Genomic DNA, 21,262 nt, shown 5'->3' with positions numbered 1-21,262 from the left:
AATAATCACATCTGTCGTATAAATTTCATATTTGCTCTCGCATAGTCACCCTGATTGATGTTAAAATTCGGGTAATATATGTGAGGAGTTTACTGCGTTGCTTGTTTGGGGTGTTAAACAGGCTATTCTTTGATATTTAGAATTTAACCTGAGCATATCAAAAGGCGACGTGGTTGGTACGATTTTTCAGTTTCTTTCCGTTAATGTAATGCAAGTGCGTATGATCAACATAAAAAAAGGTCTGGATTTACCGATAGAGGGCGCACCTCAGCAAGTTATTCATGATGGTTCTGCCGTCAAACGTGTAGCTGTGCTAGGTGAAGAATATATTGGTATGCGTCCAACCATGCATGTTCGCGTGGATGACCAAGTCAAAAAAGGCCAGGTACTTTTTGAAGACAAAAAGAACCCAGGCGTCTTATTTACTGCACCAGCTTCTGGGGTAGTAAAAGAAATTAATCGTGGTGCTAAACGTGTGCTGCAATCTGTTGTTATTGAAGTTAATGGCAGTGAGCAAATCACCTTTGACTCTTTCAAGGCCGATGAGCTTTCGAGCTTAGACCGTGAAAAAGTGAAAGAAGTACTGGTTCAGTCAGGTCAATGGACAGCACTACGTGCTCGCCCATTCAGCAAAGTAGCTGCTTTGGATGCAAATCCAAGCTCTATCTTTGTAACGGCTATCGACACTAACCCGCTAGCTGCAGATCCTGCAGTGATCATTGCTGAAAACACTCAAGCATTTGAAGCTGGTTTAGCTGTGGTATCTCGTTTAACTGACGGCAAAGTATTTGTTTGTAAACAAGCTGGTAGCCAAGTGCCTAGTTCATCAATCCCTCAAGTAGAAGTACATGAGTTTGGTGGCAAACATCCGGCTGGCCTTGTTGGTACACACATTCATCACTTAGACCCAGTTTCTGCTAGCAAGCAGGTTTGGCACTTAGGTTACCAAGACGTAATCGCGTTTGGTAATTTGTTCCTGACAGGTGAAATCTTCACAGACCGTGTTGTTTCTCTTGCTGGTCCTCGTGTTAAAAACCCACGCTTAGTTAGAACTCAGCTTGGCGCATCTTTAGATGATTTAGTTGCTGGCGAATTAGAAGACGGTGATAACCGTGTAATTTCTGGTTCAGTGTTGTCAGGTGCTATTTCTCAAGGTCCACATGCGTTCTTAGGTCGTTACCATGTTCAAGTATCTGTATTACTTGAAGGTCGCGAAAAAGAGCTATTCGGTTGGATTGCACCAGGTGCTAATAAGTTCTCAGTAACACGTACCTTCTTATCTCACCTAACACCAAGCCGTCTATTTAACATGACGACTTCAACAGGTGGTTCGAAGCGTGCCATGGTTCCAATTGGTAGCTATGAGCGTGTTATGCCTTTAGACATCCTACCTACACTATTATTACGTGATTTAATCGCACGTGATCTTGATGGTGCAATTTCGTTAGGTGCGCTAGAGCTTGATGAAGAAGATTTAGCATTATGTACCTTCGTTTGTCCAGGTAAATACGAGTATGGTTCAATCCTACGCGATTGCTTGACTACGATCGAGAAGGAAGGCTAGAGAGATGGGTTTAAAGAAATTTCTAGAAGATATTGAGCCGCATTTTGAACCGGGTGGTAAACACGAAAAATGGTATGCGCTTTACGAAGCTGCAGCGACTATTTTTTATACGCCTGGTTACGTAAATAAAGGCAAAACACACGTTCGCGATAACATCGACCTAAAACGTATGATGATTTTAGTGTGGATGGCAACGTTCCCTGCAATGTTCTTTGGTATGTTCAACATCGGTCATCAGGCCGCAGGTGCTTTAGCACAAGGTTTTGAACTAGCAAATACATGGCAAGTTGGTCTGTTCCAATTATTCGGTGGTGAGTTAACTGCTGAATCTGGTTGGGGCGCGAAAATGTTTTACGGTGCCTGCTTCTTCCTACCAATATACGCAGTAACGTTTGCTGTGGGTGGTTTCTGGGAAGTGTTATTTGCTTCAGTGCGTAAGCACGAAGTAAATGAAGGTTTCTTCGTAACATCTGTACTATTCGCACTAATCCTACCTGCAACGATTCCTTTATGGCAAGTTGCACTAGGTATTACGTTTGGTGTTGTAATCGCTAAAGAAATCTTTGGTGGTACAGGTCGTAACTTCCTTAACCCTGCTCTTGCCGGTCGTGCGTTCTTATTCTTCGCATACCCAGCGCAAATTTCAGGTGACACAGTATGGACTGCAGTAGATTCATTCTCTGGTGCAACTATGCTTGGTCAAGCAGTGGTTGGTTCTCTTGATTACAGCAACATGGAACTATGGTGGAATGCGTTCTACGGTTTCATTCAAGGTTCTGTAGGTGAAACGTCAACACTAGCACTATTAATCGGTGGTTTATTCCTAATTTACGTGCGTATCGCTTCATGGCGTATCGTACTAGGTGTATTCCTAGGTATGGTTGCAACGTCATTCTTACTGAATACAATTGGTTCAGAAACTAACGCAGTATTTGCTATGCCTTGGCACTGGCACTTAGTTCTTGGTGGTTTTGCATTTGGTATGTTCTTCATGGCAACAGACCCAGTATCTGCATCATTCACTGACAAAGGTAAGTTCGCTTACGGTGCGTTAATCGGCTTTATGGTTGTAATGATCCGTGTTGTTAACCCGGCATTCCCAGAAGGTATGATGCTAGCAATCTTATTTGCTAACTTATTTGCACCATTATTCGATCACTTTGTAGTGCAAGCTAATATCAAGCGGAGGTTGGCACGTAATGTCTAGTAATAACGAATCAATCGGCAAAACGCTAACCGTTGTTGTTGCACTATGTTTAGTGTGTGCAATCATCGTATCGTTTGCTTCAGTTCAGCTTCGTCCTTTACAGCAAGCTAACAAAACACAAGATATCCAACGTAATATCTTAGCTGCGGCTGATATTGAAGTGTCAGGTACTGTATCTGATACGTTCAATTCTAGAATCGAAGCACGTGTAGTAGATATGAACACTGGTGAATTTGTTGAAGGTGTTGATCCTAACTCATTCGATTTCGAGAAAACTAAGTTTGACCAAGCACGTAGCTTTGCGTTAAAAGCAGAAGGAATTAAAGACATCGCTGGTATTCAGCGTATGACAAAAAATTCACCTGTTTATATCTCGAAAAAACCAGACGATTCAGTTGATGCAATCATTCTACCTATCCAAGGTTACGGTCTTTGGGGTGTTATGTATGGCTTCTTAGCGCTTGAAAGCGATGGTGAAACTGTTAAGAACATCAATTTCTTCAAGCACAACGAAACGCCAGGTCTGGGTGGTGAAATTCAAAATCCACAATGGACTGCTAAATGGCAAGGTAAAGAGTTACCAATCAATATCATGAAGAGCGGTGCAAAGAACGAACATCAAATTGATGGTCTTTCTGGTGCAACATTAACTTCAAACGGTGTTGATCACACAGTTGACTTTTGGACTGGCGAAAACGGTTTTGGTCCTTTCCTTGCGAAAGTACGTGAAGGAGCGTTGAAATAATGGCTGATACTAAAGAAATGAAGTCGGTCCTATTTGGTCCGGTATTCGCAAATAACCCGATCGCACTACAAGTACTTGGTATTTGTTCTGCACTAGCGGTTACTTCAAGCTTAAAAAATGCACTTATCATGTCAATCGCATTGACGCTAGTAACTGCATTCTCTAGCTTGTTTATTTCGTCAATTCGTAACCATATCCCATCATCTGTACGTATCATCGTGCAAATGACGATCATCGCATCACTTGTAATCGTTGTTGACCAAGTACTACAAGCTTTCTCTTATGCAACAGCAAAAGAGCTTTCTGTATTCGTTGGTCTAATCATTACAAACTGTATCGTAATGGGTCGTGCTGAAGCATACGCAATGAAGTCACCACCGCTAATGTCTTTCCTAGACGGTATCGGTAACGGTTTAGGCTACTCAGTAGTGCTATTAACTGTTGGTTTCATCCGTGAGTTATTCGGTAAAGGTTCACTATTCGGTGTTGATATTATCCCACTAGTACAAAACGGTGGCTGGTATCAACCAATGGGTCTATTGATTTTACCACCGAGTGCATTCTTCATTATTGGTTTATTTATTTGGGTACTTCGTACCTTCAAGAAAGACCAAGTAGAAGCAAAAGCGTAAGGGGCGAGCAGTGGAACATTATATTAGTTTATTTGTAAAAGCAGTTTTCATTGAAAACTTAGCTTTAGCCTTCTTCCTAGGTATGTGTACTTTCCTTGCTGTATCAAAGAAAGTAACAACGTCAATCGGCCTAGGTGTGGCAGTTATCGTGGTACTAGGTATCTCAGTACCAGTAAATAACTTGGTTTATCACGCTGTTCTTGCACCAGGTGCATTAGAGTGGCTTGGCTACCCAGAAGCAGACCTTAGCTTCTTACGTTTCTTGACTTTCATCGGTGTTATTGCAGCACTTGTACAAATTCTTGAAATGGCATTAGATAAGTTCTTCCCTGCACTTTACAACGCGTTAGGTATCTTCTTACCACTGATCACAGTTAACTGTGCAATCTTCGGTGCGGTATCTTTCATGGTTGAGCGTAACTATAACTTCGGCGAATCTGTTGTTTATGGTATCGGTTCAGGTGTGGGCTGGGCACTAGCAATTACTTTACTTGCTGGTATCCGTGAAAAAATGAAGTACTCAGACGTTCCTGATGGCTTACGTGGTTTAGGTATTACTTTCATCACTGTTGGTCTTATGGGTCTTGGCTTTATGTCATTCTCTGGTATTTCACTTTAATAGGTAGCGAGGATAAATCATGAATGAGATTTTCTTAGGCGTTGGTGTTTTCATCGCTATCGTTGTTATTTTAGTTTTAGTTATCATTGGTGCTAAATCTAAATTAGTAGCAAGCGGCGATATCACCATCGGTATTAATGGCGACCCAGAAAAAGCTATTACAACATCAGCAGGTAGCAAGCTATTAGGCGCGCTAGCTGATTCAGGTATCTTCGTTTCATCTGCGTGTGGTGGCGGTGGCTCTTGTGGTCAGTGTCGTGTACACATCAAAGAAGGTGGCGGTGATATCTTACCAACAGAACTTGATCACATCTCTAAAGGTGAAGCTCGTGAAGGCTGCCGTTTAGCGTGTCAGGTAAATGTTAAAAACGACATGGAAATTGAACTTGAAGAGTCAATTTTCGGTGTTAAAAAGTGGGATTGTACGGTTATCTCTAACGATAACAAAGCGACATTCATCAAGGAACTTAAACTACAAATTCCTGATGGTGAGTCTGTACCATTCCGTGCAGGTGGTTATATTCAAATTGAAGCACCAGCGCACCACGTTAAATATGCTGACTTCGATATTCCTGAAGAGTATCGTGGCGACTGGAACCACTTCGGTTTCTTCGATTTGGAGTCTAAAGTAGACGAAGAAACAATTCGTGCATACTCAATGGCTAACTACCCAGAAGAAGAAGGCATCATCATGCTTAACGTGCGTATCGCTACGCCGCCGCCAAGAGACCTAAGCCTTCCATGTGGTAAAATGTCTTCGTACATTTGGTCACTTAAAGCAGGTGATAAAGTGACTATTTCTGGTCCATTCGGTGAGTTCTTCGCGAAAGACACTGATGCAGAAATGGTATTCGTAGGTGGTGGTGCAGGTATGGCACCAATGCGTTCACATATCTTTGACCAACTTAAGCGTTTAAAATCTAAGCGTAAGATGAGTTTCTGGTATGGTGCACGTTCTAAGCGTGAAATGTTCTACGTAGAAGATTTTGATGGCTTAGCTGCAGAAAACGATAACTTCGTATGGCACACAGCACTGTCTGATCCACAACCAGAAGATAACTGGGAAGGTTACACAGGCTTCATCCATAACGTACTTTATGAAAACTACTTGAAAGATCATGAAGCGCCTGAAGATTGTGAGTTCTACATGTGTGGTCCTCCAATGATGAACGCGGCTGTTATCAACATGCTAAAAGATCTTGGTGTAGAAGACGAAAACATCTTATTAGATGACTTCGGTGGCTAACACCATACACAAAACAATAAGTTTTGGTTAGAATACAGGCCTCGTAGCACACAGTGTTACGAGGCTTTTTTATTTCTATACCTACATTGCGTGGTATCCAAAAGGTGAATGCTATGAATAGAGTGTTTTATCGCCAAGGTTTGATGGCCTTTTTTCTACTAACTATTACTTTACTCATGGCTGGTTGCAGCCAAGCAGATAAGGTCGAAGAGCTTTATTTTGAAGGTAAGACAATGGGTACCACCTATCACATAAAGGTGTACGCTGAGTCTTCGAAAATTGCAGGTATTGATTTACACCCTGAAATTAAGCAAGTGCTTAAAGATGTAAATCAATCTATGTCGACTTACATTCCAGATTCAGAAATTAATCAGTTTAACCAGTTACCAGCAGGGCAGGTGATGCCAATTAGCGCTGATTTTAGAAACGTGGTAGCTGAATCAATCCGCCTTGGCGAATCAACAAAAACGTTAGATGTCACTATGGGGCCACTTATTGACTTGTGGGGTTTTGGCCCAGATAAAAAGCCAACTAAACGCCCAAGTGATGAAGCATTGGCTGCAATGGTTGCCAAGATTGGTGTTGATAAGCTCGAACTTACTGATGCAGGTTTGATGAAAACAATAGATGGTTTAGAGCTATCGTTTTCCGCTACAGCCAAAGGCTATGGTATTGATAAAGTCGCTGAAGTGATAGAAAGCCATGGTCTGACAAATTATATGGTTGAGATTGGTGGTGAGCTTCGTGTATCGGGTATTAAGCCTGACAACATCACGTGGAAAATTGCAATTGAACAGCCTGATGCTGAGCCAGGCGTGCGTAAAGTACATAAAGTGATTGAGCCAGGTACCAATGGAATTGCGACATCAGGTGATTACCGAATTTTTTACGAAATGGATGGTGTCACATATAGCCATCTAATTGATCCTGTAACAGGTATGCCTAGTCGTCATGACTTAGTATCAGTTACAGTGTTGCACCCATCAGCAATGACTGCAGATGGCCTAGCCACAGCGCTTACAGTAATGGGCATGGATCGCGCGCAAAAATATGCTGAAGAACATGATTTGCCAGTGTATTTAATTGGTAAGTCAGACAATGGCTTAATAACTTATTCAAGCCCTGCATTTAAACCTTATTTGTAGCAGGGCAAGAAGCAGTGCATACCCAAGCCATCTCAAGATGCAGAATTCAGCGTTTCACAGGTGTTTAATATCAAGGCGTTACTTTGCAACAATGGCAGTCCCTTTTAAGAAGTAACAACGATGAGACTAAGCGCCTGTGAAGCGCCCAAAGGGTTGGTTTAAAAGCGATTTATACTGCGTTATTGATTTTAACAATAGAACCACTATTGCTTGCAATCAATGCCTTGCCTAAATCGCTTTTAATTCCAACTGAAACTCGCACCTTGAGGTGGTTTGGGTATATAATACACACAGCCCAACAGGTTGGGCTTGATTTAATTGCTGACGATAGGGGCAAAGCAATGTCACTTTTTCTTCTTACATTTGGTCTACTTATTTTAATTGTGGCAGCGATGGCTGTCGGCATGATTGTGCAAAAGAAATCTATGGCCAGTAGTTGTGGTGGCCTAGGCGCTGTTGGTATCGACAAAGCTTGCGACTGCGACGACCCATGTGACAAGCGTAAAAAGCGCATGGCTAAAGAACAAGCTTGGAAAGAGAATCAAATTCTTTAACCACAAAAAAGCGCCTTGAGGCGCTTTTTTAATGCTTAAATTTTACAAGGACAGTCACTGTTAAATATATTTTACTTAGACAGTCATATTTGATTTTAAGCCTTAGCTTTTAAGAAGTTAATCATTTAACTTTAACTCGATGACTTGAACGTATTCTTCATTATCAAACTGCAAGTTTTCTAAAGTAATTGCGCCCTCAAATTGTTTAAAGTTAACTGGTTTTGAGGTTCTTAAATTAGTTGCATACTTGATGGGAGTTGCAAGCTCAATGCTTAATGTATCAGCTTGCCAGTTAAGAATATGAATAAAAATACTCTCATCATTATGGGTACTAACTCCCCAGTTTTGCGGGGAAATAGGGCCGCCTCGAGTACCGTATATACTCTTACCGAACACCTTGAGCCACTGGCCGATTTCTGCAAAAGTTTTTAGGTTTTCTGGTTGGATCTTGCCGTTAGGCATAGGCCCAGTATTTAGTAAATAATTAGAGTTTCTTCCTGCGGCACTTACTAAGGTTTGTACGAGCTCTTTAGTCGTCTTGTAATTATCATCAGTTAAACTGAACCCCCAGCTACCGTTCATTGTTTGTGCCATTTCTAAAGGTAATTCACCTAATCGTTCTTGATTAGTAGGCAGCTGTTGTTCAAAGCCCTGATAATCCTCTCCCGGAACAGTAAATCTGTGATGGTTATTTACGATTAAGGTTGCTGGTTGTAATTCATGGATCATTTTATAAGTGCGTTGTAGTTGCCAGTTATCCCAATTGTTAGAGTCTTCTTGGTCCCACCAACCATCAAACCAAATACCACCAATGGGCCCATATTGAGTTAAAAGCTCTTTTAGTTGTGCATCTTGAAATTGCAGGTATTTTTCCCAGTCACCACTTTTTTCTCGCTGAGTGTAATGGCCTGTTCGGCCCCATGGGTAGTAATCTGGGTGATGCCAATCAAGCTGAGAGTAGTAAAAGAAAAGTTGTAAACCATGTTTATGAGCTGAATTAGCTAGCTCTTTTATAGGGTCTTTTTTATAAGGTGTACTATCGACTATATCAAAATTAGATACTTTACTATCGTACATAGCAAACCCATCATGATGCTTTGAAGTAATAACAATATACTTTGCTCCAGCATCTTTAAACGCCTTAACCCACTGTTCTGCATCGAAACCAGTTGGGTTAAAAAACTCAGCCAAACGCTGATACTTAGGGCCTGAAATACGTAAATCTTCCATGATCCACTCGGCTCCATAGGGGCTTCCTACACCACCAAGCTGACTGTACAGTCCCCAGTGTAAAAAGATGCCAAACTTATTATCTTGAAAACGTTCTCGAGCTTTTAAATTTTCAGGGGCGGGGGTGTACGCTTGGGCTTTACTAGGATCAATTGCGAGACCAGTTCCAGCATACCCTACACTTGAAAATACAAGCAGTACTAATATCAGCAAGCAATTTAATTTATTCACTGTATACCTCATAAACTAGGTTCTTTACTTAAAGGTAGCAGGAAATCATTTAGCGAAAAGTAAAGCAATTATGCATATTCGAAGGTTTTATATATGCAAAAGCATAGGATTACGACGTTAAAAGTAAAACTCTTTTACACGGACAGTCACTTTTATCTATTAACTTATTCTTGCGGCAAAAAAGATTTTGTCTACACTTTAGTTACAGCTAATGCATTTCAAATTATCAGTTCAAGGAGTGGGCGATGGCTTTAGCAAGGAAGCGGCAAATCTGTTTGTCGAATACTAAGTATTATCACTGTGTATCCCGTTGTGTTAGACGCGCCTTTCTATGCGGAGAAGATGCACTCACAGGTAAATCATATGAACACCGCCGAGGATGGGTCGAAGAGCGCCTGCTTGTTCTCGCAAAGGTATTTTGTATTGATGTGTGTGCTTATGCCGTAATGAGTAATCATACTCATGTAGTGCTTTATGTTGATGATAAGAAAGCAAATAGGTTATCTGATAAGGCTATTCTTTTACGCTGGTATAAGCTCAGTAAAATGACGCCTTTAGGTCAAAAATTTCTTCATGGTGAGCCGTTAAGTGACGGGCAACAAGTCTTCTTGAATAGAGAGGTTGCAGAATACAGAGCGCGCCTTTCGAGCATTAGTTGGTTCATGCGAATGCTTAATGAGTATATTGCCAGACGTGCAAATAAAGAAGATGAGTGTACAGGGCACTTTTGGGAAGGGCGTTTTAAGAGCCAAGCATTACTTGATGAATCAGCGCTTTTAGCGTGCATGGCCTATGTTGATTTAAACCCCGTTCGCGCAAAATCTGCGAGCACCCCAGAGCAATCTGATTATACTAGTTTTAAAAAGCGATGCCAAAGCGTGAAGGAATCAAAGCAGCCTAAGCTACTTGCTCATTTTGTTGGTGGAATGAACAAGTATAAATCAAAGGGAATACCTTTTGAGTTAGAGTCATACCTGTTGCTTGTGGAGCAAACTGGGCGTTGTATTGGTACGGATAAGCCCGGATATATAAAACATCATTTACCTTCTATCCTTAAAAGGCTGAATTTCGAACCGGAAAACTGGTTAACGTTAACAACTCAGTTTGAAAACTTATTTCATGGGGCTGCAGGTCGAGTAGCTGCTATTGAAAATTATTGCAGTAAAACTGCTCGTAAGCGACGAAGTAACCTAGCAAATTGTAAGCTATTACTTGCTAGCTAATTTTTAATTTCAATCATTTGTAACTTTTTGCAAATTCTTGCGGCTAACTTGTGCTTTCCATTTTTATAAACCTAAGTCTTTCATCATGACTTTTATTAGTGAAATAAGCTAATAGGGTAGGTTAGCTACGAAACAAGTACTCTAGGTTAAAAAGCCCAAAGTATTTGAAGATTCAGCAGGCACTTTAAGAGTGCCTGTCTTTTTTAAAGTGTGCTTATTCTAAATTAATTAATTCAGCGCCTAAAACTGCGTACTTATTTATACCGTTAGCTTGTAACAAAAAAGCAGCAGGGGCATGGAGCGATGGTATTGATGTAAATACACTTTTGCAGGCATAAACAGGCCATTTTGATGAGTTTTCTAGTTTACCAATATCGCCAGAGAAACAACTATAGCCTTGTTTTAAAAGCTCTTTGTAATTACTTTTTGTTAGCGTTAACGATTTATTTAAGACAAAGCCTTTTCCTGCTTTAAAGCTTAGGCTGCTTGCATCTAAACTTGTGTAACCTTGGCGGATACTACTTATATCACCCAATTCTTTAATTATGGGTGACTGTCCTTTGTTATTGACTGCAATATCTATCTGGTAATTACCTAGTTCACTCTTTACTGTTACATCGTCTATTAGTAAGTCTACCCAATTGTCTTTAGCATTAAATGGAATAGCGTGGTACTGGGTTATTTTAGCGCTTATCCACTCTCCCGAAGTTATTGAATCAATAGCCTTTTTATATAAAACACGGTTAACCTTACGTGCTATTTGGCGATTTGGATCGTTTGGGTAAGCGCCTGATTCAATTAATATAGTTCGGATACCTTTTTCTGAAAAAGTATCTCCAAAACTGCGATAAGAGTAACTGTCGTTGTACTTGCCTAAGTGCCCCGGGATCATTGTTTCAACTGTTTTGGCTAAGTGGGCAATAAACTGCATAGCCTCACCACGACTTTTATTTACTTCTCTTGCTTCATTATAGGCGGGTGCTAGCACTGAAATGGTGGCTTGTTTTCCCATTTTACCTGCACCGTAATAGGCATTCTGATCATGTAAGTTAAAGCCAAAGTCAGGTTTGAATGCATCTGCCGCAGCCATGAGTATTTGCCCTTCTTTTGTGCGAAGAGCTTTTGCATCACGATTTAAATCAATACCTTGTGCATTATGGCGGGTTTGAACAGCAGCGCCATCTGGATTTACCATGGGAATGATGAGAAGGGTTATTTTCTGCTGCCAGCTAGTAAGCCACTTTGCATTTTCATCGGCAGTTATAAAGCTTAAAAAGTCCATTAGTGCGGCAGTTGCTGTGTTTTCGTCGCCGTGCATTTGGCTCCACATCATCACTTTGATTGGGCCGTTGCCGATTTTAAGAGAATTAAGTGCCTTTCCTTGGAATGAGGTGCCGATTTGTTTTAGTGTAACGCTTGGGTGCTTTGCTGCGTTTTTTAAGTAAGGTTCTATATCGGCGTAGTAAATAGCAGGTTTGTTTAAACCGCTCGCTACGGTGTCTTCAATCGTACTTGCGAATGTCGTGTTACTTAATACTAAAAGGGCTGTGGCGAGTGCATATAGGCGCATAATTATCTCTTTTATTCTTTATTTTAATTTTATTAAGAATATTATATTTTTTATGGTTTGGCTAATCCTTGTTCAGTATTAAAGCTTTGATTGCTACTGACTAAGTATGTTTTAAAACGCTATTTTTATGCTATTTTCTTTTTCTTCATTGCTTTTCGCTATATAAAATACAGTATTACTTTTAAATACTTAGCTGTAATAAGGTTGGTTTTTTACAGTTTGTTATCAAGTGGCTAAACAATACTTAACCATGTGCTGTTAAATTCTACTTGTACCGTCTGTTGACTTTGTTATACTCCACATCGAAATTTCAGTAATTACTGAAACTTTATTGATGAAGATCATGTTACCGCATTAAAAAATAGGGTAAGCCATTTACCTAAAATGCAGTAAAAGCGATAAAAAGGCGTGAGTTTTGCGAGCAATTAATCAGTCACAAGGTGTCAAACAGTCTAGCTTAGCTAGATTGCAATTGGCTGCGCGTGCGTTTTTTGCTGGTAAAGAGCTAATGTCAGTTTTAGCCTTGTTGCTGATTAATTCAGCCATGCTAATTAACGGTACATTAGAAGATGCTCAAGGGCTAAGAAGCTTATTAAGCGAAGGTGCTTTATACGAAGCACCATTGCTTAACGTGTTGAGTTTTTTAGCTTACCCTGTGGTGTCTTGCCAATTACTTATTGGTTTATGCTGGTTGGTCTTCCATTTCTTCCCTGCGCGTCGTGCAGGTGTCATTTTACGTAAAGCGGCCTTCGCTGCGCGTGAAACGATAAAGTCTTTAGTAGTACACAGCGCTCATGGCTGTCGTGCTCCTCCTCGTGTAAGTGGTTGTCTGTAAATAAGCTTTGTTGCTTAAGTTCAGCCATTTTAGTCGTTTTCTAAGTTGTCTTTACTAAGCACCTAGTGGGTTTTTTACGCCCAAATTTCAGTCAGCCAACCTAAACTCCCTCACTTTTTAGCGTGCCGATTTGTCGTGCTCGTTAGTCAGCCGAGGGATATCTGTAGCATCTGTTGCAGAAAAGCGTCGTGTTCTTATTTCGACAAGTGTTAACTTTTAGGTTGTAGGATATTCCTTTGTCAATTCGAAACCTTTGTAATATTGCTCTAGCGTCTTTAGTGCTGGCCTTGTCTGGCTGTAAAGGCGGAGTACTCGATCCAAAAGGTCAAATTGGTGTCGACGAGAAGTATTTAATTATCGTAGCTACGGTGTTAATGCTGATCGTTGTAATTCCAGTTATTGCCATGACAATTTATTTTGCATGGAAATACCGTGATGGACGAGATCAAGAAATTTACGCTCCAAAGTGGGCGCATTCTAATAAGATTGAAGCTGTAGTTTGGACCATACCTATCATTATCGTTGCAATTTTAGGTGTGATCACATGGCAGTCAACGCAACAACTTGACCCATATAAACCACTTGAGGGTAAAGGTAAGCACCTTACTGTTGAGGTTGTATCTTTGAACTGGAAATGGTTATTCATTTATCCAGAGCAAGGCATCGCCACAGTGAATGAGCTTGTTTTTCCTGCCAATGTGCCAGTGCAGTACAAGATCACCTCAGAAAGCACCATGAACTCGTTTTTTATTCCACAGCTTGGTAGCCAAATTTATTCAATGGCAGGCATGGAAGCAAAGCTTCACTTAATCGCTGATGAGCCAGGTACCTTCAAAGGTTTCTCTGCTAACTACAGTGGTGCAGGTTTCACAGGAATGAAGTTCGATGCCATTGCAACAGCAACTGAAGCTGATTTCGATGCTTGGGTAAACAAAGTAAAAAATACCGGCTCTGCACTGACTAAGCAAAGCTATGTTGAACTTGCAAAACCAAGTGAATACGACCCAGTTAAATACTATGCCAGCGTAGATAAAGATATGTTCCATTCAATCGTAATGAAATATATGCAAGCGCATGGCTCTCACGGTGCAATGCAACACGCTATGCCAGAGCACTCAGCTCATAAAAAGCACAGCGAGGACGAGGAATAATCATGTCGTTGTTAGGTAAATTAACATTAGACGCAATCCCGTTTCATGAACCAATTATCATGGTTACCATGACGGTTGTTGCTGTCTTAGGTCTGTTAGTGGCAGGCTTAGTAACAAAATATAAAAAGTGGGGCGTGATTTGGCACGACTGGATCACCTCAATTGACCATAAGCGTTTAGGTGTGATGTACATCATTCTTGCGCTTATCATGCTTTTCCGTGGTTTCGCGGATGCCATTATGATGCGACTCCAATTAGCAATGGCTACCGGCGGTGCAAGTGGTTACTTACCACCAGAACACTATGACCAAATCTTTACGGCGCACGGGGTGATCATGATCATCTTTATGGCGATGCCGTTTATGATTGGTTTAATGAACATCATTTTACCTTTGCAAATTGGTGCCCGTGATGTTGCATTCCCATTCTTAAATAACCTTAGCTTTTGGTTAACTGCTGGCGGTGCAATCCTAATCAATATCTCATTATTCTTCGGTGAGTTTGCTAAAACAGGTTGGGTTGCGTATCCACCGTTGTCAGAGTTGTCATTCAGTCCGGGTGTTGGGGTCGACTATTATATATGGGCCTTGCAGATATCCGGCTTGGGTACCTTATTAACATCGGTAAACTTCTTAGCGACTGTATTTAAAATGCGTGCACCAGGCATGACATTAATGAAAATGCCTATTTTTACTTGGGCATGTACGTGGGCAAATATCTTAATTGCAGCATCGTTCCCAATTTTAACTGCTGTACTGGCAATGCTAACGCTTGATCGTTATCTCGATTTCCACTTCTTTACAAATGAATTAGGTGGTAATGCGATGATGTACATCAACTTATTCTGGGCATGGGGTCACCCTGAAGTTTACATTCTGATCTTACCTGCATTTGGTATTTTCTCAGAAGTTATCTCTACGTTTGCTGGTAAACGCCTGTTTGGTTATAAGTCGATGGTTTACGCAAGTGGTGCAATTTCAATTTTAGGTTTTATCGTTTGGCTTCACCACTTCTTTACTATGGGCTCTAGCGCTAACGTTAATGCCTTCTTTGGTGTTATGACCATGGTTATTGCGGTGCCGACCGGGGTTAAGTTGTTTAACTGGTTATTCACTATGTATCGTGGTCGTTTACGTATTACTGTGCCTGTCCTTTGGACTTTAGGTTTTATGGTAACGTTCACTATCGGTGGTATGACCGGTGTGTTGCTTGCGATTCCAGGTGCTGACTACGTATTACATAACAGCTTATTCTTAATCGCTCACTTCCATAACACCATCATTGGTGGTGCGGTATTTGGTTATTTAGCTGGTTTTGCGTTTTGGTTCCCTAAAGCAATGGGCTTCAAACTTGACGAGAGCTGGGGCAGAAGATCTTTCTGGTGTTGGTTAATTGGTTTCTTCGTGGCATTTATGCCGTTATACGTACTTGGTTTCTTAGGTATGACACGTCGCTTAAACCACACTAACAACCCTGATTGGAACATTTGGTTATACATTGCAGCTGGCGGTGCGGTGATCATTATGTTCGGTATCTTGTTCCAAGTTGTGCAACTTGTAGTGAGCTTCAAGAACCGCGAGCAACTTGATGATACAACGGGCGATCCGTGGAATGGTCATACTCTTGAGTGGGCATCTGCTTCACCTCCGCAATACTACAACTTTGCGAAAATTCCACATGTTGATGACATCGATGCGTGGACAGACATGAAAGAAAAAGGCTTAGCTTACAAGCAAGAAGCTTCTTATAGCCCGATTCATATGCCAAAAAATACATCGGCAGGTGTATTAATGAGCGCAGCTTTAACAACCTTCTGTTTTGCCATGATCTGGCACATTTGGTGGCTTGCGGCCTTTGGTTTACTGGGTGCTATCGTGGTGTTCATTAAACGTTGTTATACCAGCGATGTTGATTATTACGTGCAACCAGATGAAATTGTTGAACTAGAAACGGCTCACAATACAGCCGCTACGAAGGAGGTGAATGCATGAGTACCATTTCTGCAGGACTCGACACCTTAAACGGCGCACACGGTCATGTCGATGCACATGACCATGAGCACCACGATACAGGTGGTAACACCGTATTTGGTTTCTGGCTTTACCTTATGACTGACTGCCTGTTGTTTGCATCATTCTTTGCAACCTACGCAGTATTATTTATGAACACTGCTGGCGGTGTGTCGGGTAAAGACATTTTTGAACTTGATTTTGTGGCGGTTGAAACCGCAGCTCTACTACTCAGTAGTATCACTTTTGGTTTTGCGATGATCTCTGCTCACGGGCAGAAAAAGGCGGCTACGTTAACTTGGTTGCTGGTTACCTTTGCCTTTGGTGCTGTGTTTATTGGTATGGAAGTATATGAATTCCATCACCTAATTGCGCACGGTAATGGCCCTCAGCAAAGTGCCTTTTTAACATCGTTTTTCTCTTTGGTGGGCTTACACGGTCTTCACGTTACAGCAGGTCTTATTTGGATGACTGTCCTGATGATTGAAGTTGTGCGCCGTGGTTTAAACCCACAAACAGTGACACGCCTAAGTTGTTTAAGCCTATTCTGGCACTTCTTAGATGTGGTGTGGATCTGTGTATTTACCGTTGTTTATTTAATGGGAGCAATGTAATGAGCCACAGTGAATCACATGTAATTAATAACTTAGAAGTTCATGCACATAATGAACAATCACATGGCAGCGTTAAAGACTATTTAATTGGTTTTGTATTGTCAGTGGTTTTAACGGCTATTCCATTTTGGGCTGTGATGAGTGGTTCGTTTTCTAAAACGACCACTGCATGGTGCATCGTGAGCATGGCGATTGTGCAAATTTGGGTGCATTTGAAATACTTCTTACACCTAAACTTCAAAACAGAAGACGGCAAAGCAAGTTCATTGTCGTTTATCTTTAGTGCTTTAATCATCGTGATGGTGGTTGGTTTGTCGGTGTGGATCATCTACGAATCGAACGCCATGATGATGTACTAATAACAATTACTTTGTAATTGGTAAAAAGATTTACGAAAGGAGCTGGTTAGTTTGAGGTTGTGTCTCCAGTTCTTACAGTCTGTTACTAGCTAGTTTCTTTCGTAATATTGCGTTTGTGCTGAAAATTAGAGGAGTCGAGGAAGTGTTTCGACGTTATTTAAATGTCACTAAACCTGGCATTATCATGGGCAATTTGATCTCTGTCGCGGGGGGATTCTTGCTAGCCTCTCGCGGTGATATTGACCCATGGTTAATGATCGCAACCTTGCTAGGGTTATCTTTAGTAGTGGCATCAGGATGCGCGATCAATAACGTGATTGATCGTGATATTGATGTTGCTATGGCGCGCACTCGCAAACGCGTCACAGTAACTGGCGAAATGTCAGCAAAGGCGGCTATGGCACATGGCATCGTGCTTGGTGTTATTGGTTTCGGTTTATTAGCTGTGTATACCAACGTAGTGGCACTCTTATTTGCTACTTTTGGTTACGTCATTTACGTCGGTGTGTACAGCTTATATATGAAACGTCGTTCTGTGTACGGCACCTTTGTCGGAAGCTTATCTGGCGCAGTACCACCTGTAGTGGGGTATTGTGCCGTAACTGGGCAGTTTGATGCTGGTGCTGTGATTTTATTGGTCATGTTTAGTTTATGGCAAATGCCTCATTCATATGCAATTGCAATCTTTCGTTATAACGACTACCAAGCGGCCAGAATTCCTGTGTTACCAGTAGCGCAGGGGATCGAGAAGGCAAAGCATCACATTGTTTTATATATCGCTGTGTATGCGTTGGTTGTGATGTTATTAACCATTAGTGGTTATACAGGTTTAGCCTTTATGGCTGTAGCTTGTACAACGAGTTTTTGGTGGTTGCTAATGGCGCTTCGTGGCTATCGTCGCAATATTGATGTTAGCGGCTGGGCGCGCCAAGTGTTTGCTTTTTCAATTGTAAATATCACGGTTTTGAGCATTGCTATGGCTTTAGATTACCATTCGGTAGCTCCACAGCTACTTGTTTTAACTTAGAAAAAAGTTGCTAACATATCCCAATGTTACAGTAGCAAAGGCCCGGTTTTTTCTCCCCGGGCCTTTTTTCATTGCTGATATTAAAAACGAGCAGCTTGCTCAACTACAATGCCATGGCGAGCCGCTAAACGACGATGGTCTTTATCATAGCCACCACCAATTACGGTTGCGACAGGTACATTGTGCTCAAGGCAACGCTTGAGAACTAAATGGTCCCGTTGCGCTATCCCTTGCCAGCTTATATCAAGTTTTCCTAAGCCATCTTGCTGCCACACATCAACACCGGCATCATAAAGCACTAAGTCTGGGTTTAAGGTGTTTAATAAATAACTCAGAGTATCGTCAACAACGCCTAGGTATTCACTATCAGCGACATTCGGTGCTAAACCAATATCTAAATCGCTGGCCGATTTTCGAAACGGAAAGTTCTTTTCACAGTGAATCGAACAGGTATAAGCATAAGGTTGATGTGCGAGCATTGCTGCGGTGCCATCACCTTGATGAACGTCTAAGTCAAAAATAAGTATATTGGTCACTTCACCACTTTTTATTAGGGTTTCACTGGTGAACGCTAGGTCGTTTACCATGCAATAACCTGAGCCAAAATCAGTATGCGCATGATGAGTGCCACCGGCTAAGTGACAAGCGATGCCATGTTTCAGCGCTAAGCGTGCTGTTTGTAAGGTGCCAAGTGGGGCGGTAAAGGTACGTGCCATTAACTCTTTTGACCAAGGTAAGCCTATGCGGCGCATCGCTTTTTCATCTAAACGATTATGCCAAAGGTCGTGGATGTAGTTTTCACAATGTACTAACTCAAGGGGTTCAGGCGTGCCAAGCATCGGCTGAGTTAGGTTGTCATTTATTAATCCAAGGTTTTGCACATGCTCATATAAATAAGCAAACTTACTCATTACAAAGCGGTGGTTTGGATCGAAGCTAAACGAATAATTAGGATGATAAACCAAAGGTAAATGGGGATTTAACTGCATAGCTCATTGGATAGCTGAATTTGCTACAGCATAGCGAATTTCTGAGCAGATGTTTACTCTGGAGCGTGAATTAAATGCGCTAGTTCTCGATGCAATAGAGCTTCATCACCTAGGTTTAGCTCAATGAGTCGCTTAAGGTGGCTAATACTATCTATATCAATATGTTCGCAGCGAAGCCCAGCATGTTGATGTTCAACATGACACAGTTCAACTTGCATTTTTATCTCAATACTTGATTCGGGTAGGGTGAAAATTAAATCGGCTTTAGAATGGATAGGTATTAAAAATGAATCACTTTTAGTGATAAGTGCACCTTGTAATGATAAATCAAGTAACTGACAGTGATAGTCGTTACCTTCTATATGAAGGACAGCCGGGCAAGAAAATAGCACCCTAGAAAACTCTCTGCGTTCATTCATGTCTCTATTCTCCATACTTTTTAGCCTAAACAGTATAGTTCAATATGAAATGAATGAGAGAAAACAGCTGATAATTACTGATGAAAGTTAATAGTTATAGAAAAGCCCCTAAACTGGGGCTTTTATAATATCAGCTAATTAGCCAATTTTTTTGTATTTGATACGCTTAGGTTGTGCCGCTTCGGCGCCTAAGGTTTTCTTCAACCACTCTTCGTATTCTGTGTAGTTACCATCGAAGAAGTTAATTTGGCCTTCGTCACGGTAATCAAGAATATGTGTAGCAATACGGTCAAGGAACCAACGGTCATGCGAGATACACATTACACAGCCAGGGAACTCTAAAATAGCGTTCTCAAGTGCACGTAGTGTTTCAACGTCTAGGTCATTGGTTGGCTCATCCAGAAGTAATACGTTACCACCAGCTTTTAACAGCTTAGCTAGGTGTAAACGGTTGCGCTCACCACCTGATAGGTCTTTAACGAATTTTTGTTGGTCGTTACCTTTGAAGTTAAAGCGGCCAACATAGGCACGGCTTGGGAATTCAAAGTTACCAATTTTCAATACGTCTTGGCCGTTTGAGATTTCTTGGAAAACAGTGTTGCTCTCGTCCATGTTGCCACGGAACTGATCAACAGTTGCAAGCTCTACTGTTTCACCAACAATGATCTCACCGCTATCAGGCTTTTCTTCACCGCTTAGCATTTTGAAAAGCGTTGATTTACCTGCACCATTGGCACCGATAATACCTACGATAGCGCCTTTAGGCATTGCAAAGTTTAAGTCATCAATTAATACGCGGTCGCCAAAGCTCTTCTTCAGGCCTTTCACTTCGATAACTTGGTCACCTAAGCGTGGACCCGGTGGAATGAATAGCTCATTCGTTTCGTTACGCTTTTGGTAATCATTTTGTTGAAGCTCTGAGAACTGTGCCATACGTGCTTTAGACTTAGCTTGACGGCCTTTCGGGTTTGAACGAACCCATTCAAGTTCTTGTGCGATTGATTTTTGACGTGCTTTTTCAGATTTCTGTTCTTGTTGTAAACGTAAATCTTTTTGCTCAAGCCACGATGAATAGTTACCTTCCCAAGGAATACCTTCACCACGGTCAAGCTCTAAAATCCAACCTGCTACGTTATCTAAGAAGTAACGGTCGTGGGTTACAGCAACCACAGTACCTTCGTAGTCGTGTAAGAAGCGTTCTAACCAAGCAACTGACTCAGCGTCTAAGTGGTTAGTCGGTTCGTCAAGAATAAGCATATCTGGTTTTTCAAGTAGTAAACGGCAGATCGCAACTCGGCGACGCTCACCACCCGAAAGGTGTTCAATTTTTGCATCCCAAGGTGGTAGGCGTAATGCATCAGCTGCACGCTCTAACACGTTATCAATATTGTGACCATCGTGTGCTTGGATGATAGCTTCAAGCTCACCTTGCTCTTTAGCAAGCGCATCGAAGTCTGCACCGTCCATTGCATACTCGTTGTATACTTCATCTAGGCGATTTAATGCATTTTTAACTTCGCTTACCGCTTCTTCTACTGTTTCGCGAACTGTTTTGTTCTCGTCTAGCTGCGGTTCTTGCGGTAAGTAACCGATTTTAGTGCCTGGTTGAGGGCGAGCTTCACCTTCAAAGTCTTGGTCAACACCGGCCATAATGCGCAGTAACGTCGATTTACCTGCACCGTTTAGACCTAGCACACCAATTTTTGCGCCTGGGAAAAAGTGTAAAGAAATATCTTTTAAGATAGTGCGCTTAGGTGGCACAACCTTAGATACTCGACTCATCGAGAATATAAACTTGTCTGGTAACACCATGAAAGAAGCCTTCAATTTATAATAAAAATTAACAGCAAGTATTGTATACCCAAACTACCTCAAAATACAGAATTCAGCGTT

The 21,262-nt window shown here is 41.4% G+C and carries 20 protein-coding genes; 15 read left to right on the top strand and 5 right to left on the bottom strand.

Going from position 1 to position 21,262, the window contains the following annotated elements; genetic code table 11:
• Positions 1 to 220 precede the first annotated feature (220 nt).
• The 8 genes from ACSFVZ_RS11480 to nqrM all read left to right on the top strand — a co-directional run bounded on the left by ACSFVZ_RS11480 (position 221) and on the right by nqrM (position 7,712).
• Positions 221 to 1,564: a Na(+)-translocating NADH-quinone reductase subunit A gene (locus ACSFVZ_RS11480; protein ID WP_135923737.1), complete on the top strand. Its 1,344-nt coding sequence runs from the start codon at positions 221 to 223 to the stop codon at positions 1,562 to 1,564.
• 4 nt (positions 1,565 to 1,568) lie between these two features.
• Positions 1,569 to 2,771, top strand: coding sequence for an NADH:ubiquinone reductase (Na(+)-transporting) subunit B (locus ACSFVZ_RS11475; protein WP_135923738.1), 1,203 nt, complete (start codon positions 1,569 to 1,571; stop codon positions 2,769 to 2,771).
• On the top strand, positions 2,764 to 3,516 hold the full coding sequence (locus ACSFVZ_RS11470; RefSeq protein WP_138557283.1) for a Na(+)-translocating NADH-quinone reductase subunit C: 753 nt from the start codon (positions 2,764 to 2,766) through the stop codon (positions 3,514 to 3,516). Before ACSFVZ_RS11475 ends, ACSFVZ_RS11470 begins: the two co-directional genes overlap by 8 nt.
• A complete protein-coding gene (locus ACSFVZ_RS11465) occupies positions 3,516 to 4,148 on the top strand; it encodes an NADH:ubiquinone reductase (Na(+)-transporting) subunit D (RefSeq protein ID WP_054554281.1) in 633 nt (210 codons plus the stop codon). Before ACSFVZ_RS11470 ends, ACSFVZ_RS11465 begins: the two co-directional genes overlap by 1 nt.
• Positions 4,149 to 4,158: 10 nt before the next feature.
• Positions 4,159 to 4,767 carry an NADH:ubiquinone reductase (Na(+)-transporting) subunit E gene (gene nqrE / locus ACSFVZ_RS11460; RefSeq protein WP_016708692.1) on the top strand — a complete coding sequence of 203 codons (609 nt, stop codon included), beginning with the start codon at positions 4,159 to 4,161 and terminating at the stop codon, positions 4,765 to 4,767.
• Between the two features lie 19 nt (positions 4,768 to 4,786).
• Positions 4,787 to 6,013, top strand: a complete 1,227-nt coding sequence (gene nqrF / locus ACSFVZ_RS11455; RefSeq protein WP_135923740.1) for an NADH:ubiquinone reductase (Na(+)-transporting) subunit F — start codon at positions 4,787 to 4,789, stop codon at positions 6,011 to 6,013.
• A 113-nt stretch (positions 6,014 to 6,126) separates the two neighbouring features.
• Positions 6,127 to 7,158, top strand: coding sequence for an FAD:protein FMN transferase (locus ACSFVZ_RS11450; RefSeq protein WP_435558897.1), 1,032 nt, complete (start codon positions 6,127 to 6,129; stop codon positions 7,156 to 7,158).
• A gap of 341 nt (positions 7,159 to 7,499) precedes the next feature.
• Positions 7,500 to 7,712 carry a (Na+)-NQR maturation NqrM gene (gene nqrM / locus ACSFVZ_RS11445; protein ID WP_036966498.1) on the top strand — a complete coding sequence of 71 codons (213 nt, stop codon included), beginning with the start codon at positions 7,500 to 7,502 and terminating at the stop codon, positions 7,710 to 7,712.
• 117 nt (positions 7,713 to 7,829) lie between these two features.
• Here the strand turns inward: nqrM and ACSFVZ_RS11440 are convergent, their stop codons facing one another.
• A complete protein-coding gene (locus ACSFVZ_RS11440; RefSeq protein WP_435558896.1) occupies positions 7,830 to 9,173 on the bottom strand; it encodes an alpha-L-fucosidase in 1,344 nt (447 codons plus the stop codon).
• 245 nt (positions 9,174 to 9,418) lie between these two features.
• Between ACSFVZ_RS11440 and ACSFVZ_RS11435 the strand changes: the two genes are divergently transcribed.
• Positions 9,419 to 10,396, top strand: a complete 978-nt coding sequence (locus ACSFVZ_RS11435) for a transposase (RefSeq protein ID WP_435558895.1) — start codon at positions 9,419 to 9,421, stop codon at positions 10,394 to 10,396.
• 214 nt (positions 10,397 to 10,610) lie between these two features.
• On the opposite strand, the gene ACSFVZ_RS11430 is transcribed toward ACSFVZ_RS11435, so the two are convergent.
• Complete coding sequence (locus tag ACSFVZ_RS11430; RefSeq protein ID WP_435558893.1) at positions 10,611 to 11,966, bottom strand: M14 family zinc carboxypeptidase; 1,356 nt, start codon at positions 11,964 to 11,966, stop codon at positions 10,611 to 10,613.
• Between the two features lie 415 nt (positions 11,967 to 12,381).
• On the opposite strand from ACSFVZ_RS11430, the gene ACSFVZ_RS11425 reads away from it, so the two are divergent.
• The 6 genes from ACSFVZ_RS11425 (at position 12,382) to cyoE (ending at position 17,961) form a co-directional block, all read left to right on the top strand.
• A complete protein-coding gene (locus ACSFVZ_RS11425; RefSeq protein WP_062566715.1) occupies positions 12,382 to 12,801 on the top strand; it encodes a hypothetical protein in 420 nt (139 codons plus the stop codon).
• 236 nt (positions 12,802 to 13,037) lie between these two features.
• On the top strand, positions 13,038 to 13,952 hold the full coding sequence (cyoA, locus tag ACSFVZ_RS11420; RefSeq protein ID WP_435558892.1) for a ubiquinol oxidase subunit II: 915 nt from the start codon (positions 13,038 to 13,040) through the stop codon (positions 13,950 to 13,952).
• A gap of 2 nt (positions 13,953 to 13,954) precedes the next feature.
• Entirely contained in the window at positions 13,955 to 15,943 is a 1,989-nt protein-coding gene (gene cyoB, locus ACSFVZ_RS11415) for a cytochrome o ubiquinol oxidase subunit I (protein ID WP_054554289.1), read from the top strand.
• Positions 15,940 to 16,575, top strand: coding sequence for a cytochrome o ubiquinol oxidase subunit III (gene cyoC / locus ACSFVZ_RS11410; RefSeq protein ID WP_054562296.1), 636 nt, complete (start codon positions 15,940 to 15,942; stop codon positions 16,573 to 16,575). Before cyoB ends, cyoC begins: the two co-directional genes overlap by 4 nt.
• Positions 16,575 to 16,934, top strand: coding sequence for a cytochrome o ubiquinol oxidase subunit IV (gene cyoD, locus ACSFVZ_RS11405; RefSeq protein ID WP_135923748.1), 360 nt, complete (start codon positions 16,575 to 16,577; stop codon positions 16,932 to 16,934). Before cyoC ends, cyoD begins: the two co-directional genes overlap by 1 nt.
• A gap of 142 nt (positions 16,935 to 17,076) precedes the next feature.
• The gene (gene cyoE, locus ACSFVZ_RS11400; protein ID WP_054554292.1) at positions 17,077 to 17,961 is read left to right on the top strand and encodes a heme o synthase; all 885 of its coding nucleotides are present in this window, start codon (positions 17,077 to 17,079) and stop codon (positions 17,959 to 17,961) included.
• 80 nt (positions 17,962 to 18,041) lie between these two features.
• Here the strand turns inward: cyoE and ACSFVZ_RS11395 are convergent, their stop codons facing one another.
• The 3 genes from ACSFVZ_RS11395 to ettA all read right to left on the bottom strand — a co-directional run bounded on the left by ACSFVZ_RS11395 (position 18,042) and on the right by ettA (position 21,181).
• A complete protein-coding gene (locus ACSFVZ_RS11395) occupies positions 18,042 to 18,950 on the bottom strand; it encodes a histone deacetylase family protein (protein WP_235403574.1) in 909 nt (302 codons plus the stop codon).
• Between the two features lie 53 nt (positions 18,951 to 19,003).
• Positions 19,004 to 19,369, bottom strand: coding sequence for a PilZ domain-containing protein (locus tag ACSFVZ_RS11390; protein ID WP_135923750.1), 366 nt, complete (start codon positions 19,367 to 19,369; stop codon positions 19,004 to 19,006).
• Between the two features lie 138 nt (positions 19,370 to 19,507).
• Positions 19,508 to 21,181 (bottom strand): energy-dependent translational throttle protein EttA, encoded by a 1,674-nt coding sequence (gene ettA / locus ACSFVZ_RS11385; RefSeq protein WP_135923751.1) that lies wholly within the window; start codon positions 21,179 to 21,181, stop codon positions 19,508 to 19,510.
• Positions 21,182 to 21,262: the final 81 nt, after the last annotated feature.

Source organism: Pseudoalteromonas nanhaiensis (assembly GCF_051235485.1).
Taxonomy (GTDB): Bacteria; Pseudomonadota; Gammaproteobacteria; order Enterobacterales; family Alteromonadaceae; genus Pseudoalteromonas; species Pseudoalteromonas lipolytica_C.
Note: the sequence above shows the minus strand (reverse complement) of the source record. Positions and strands in the feature narration are given on the sequence as shown.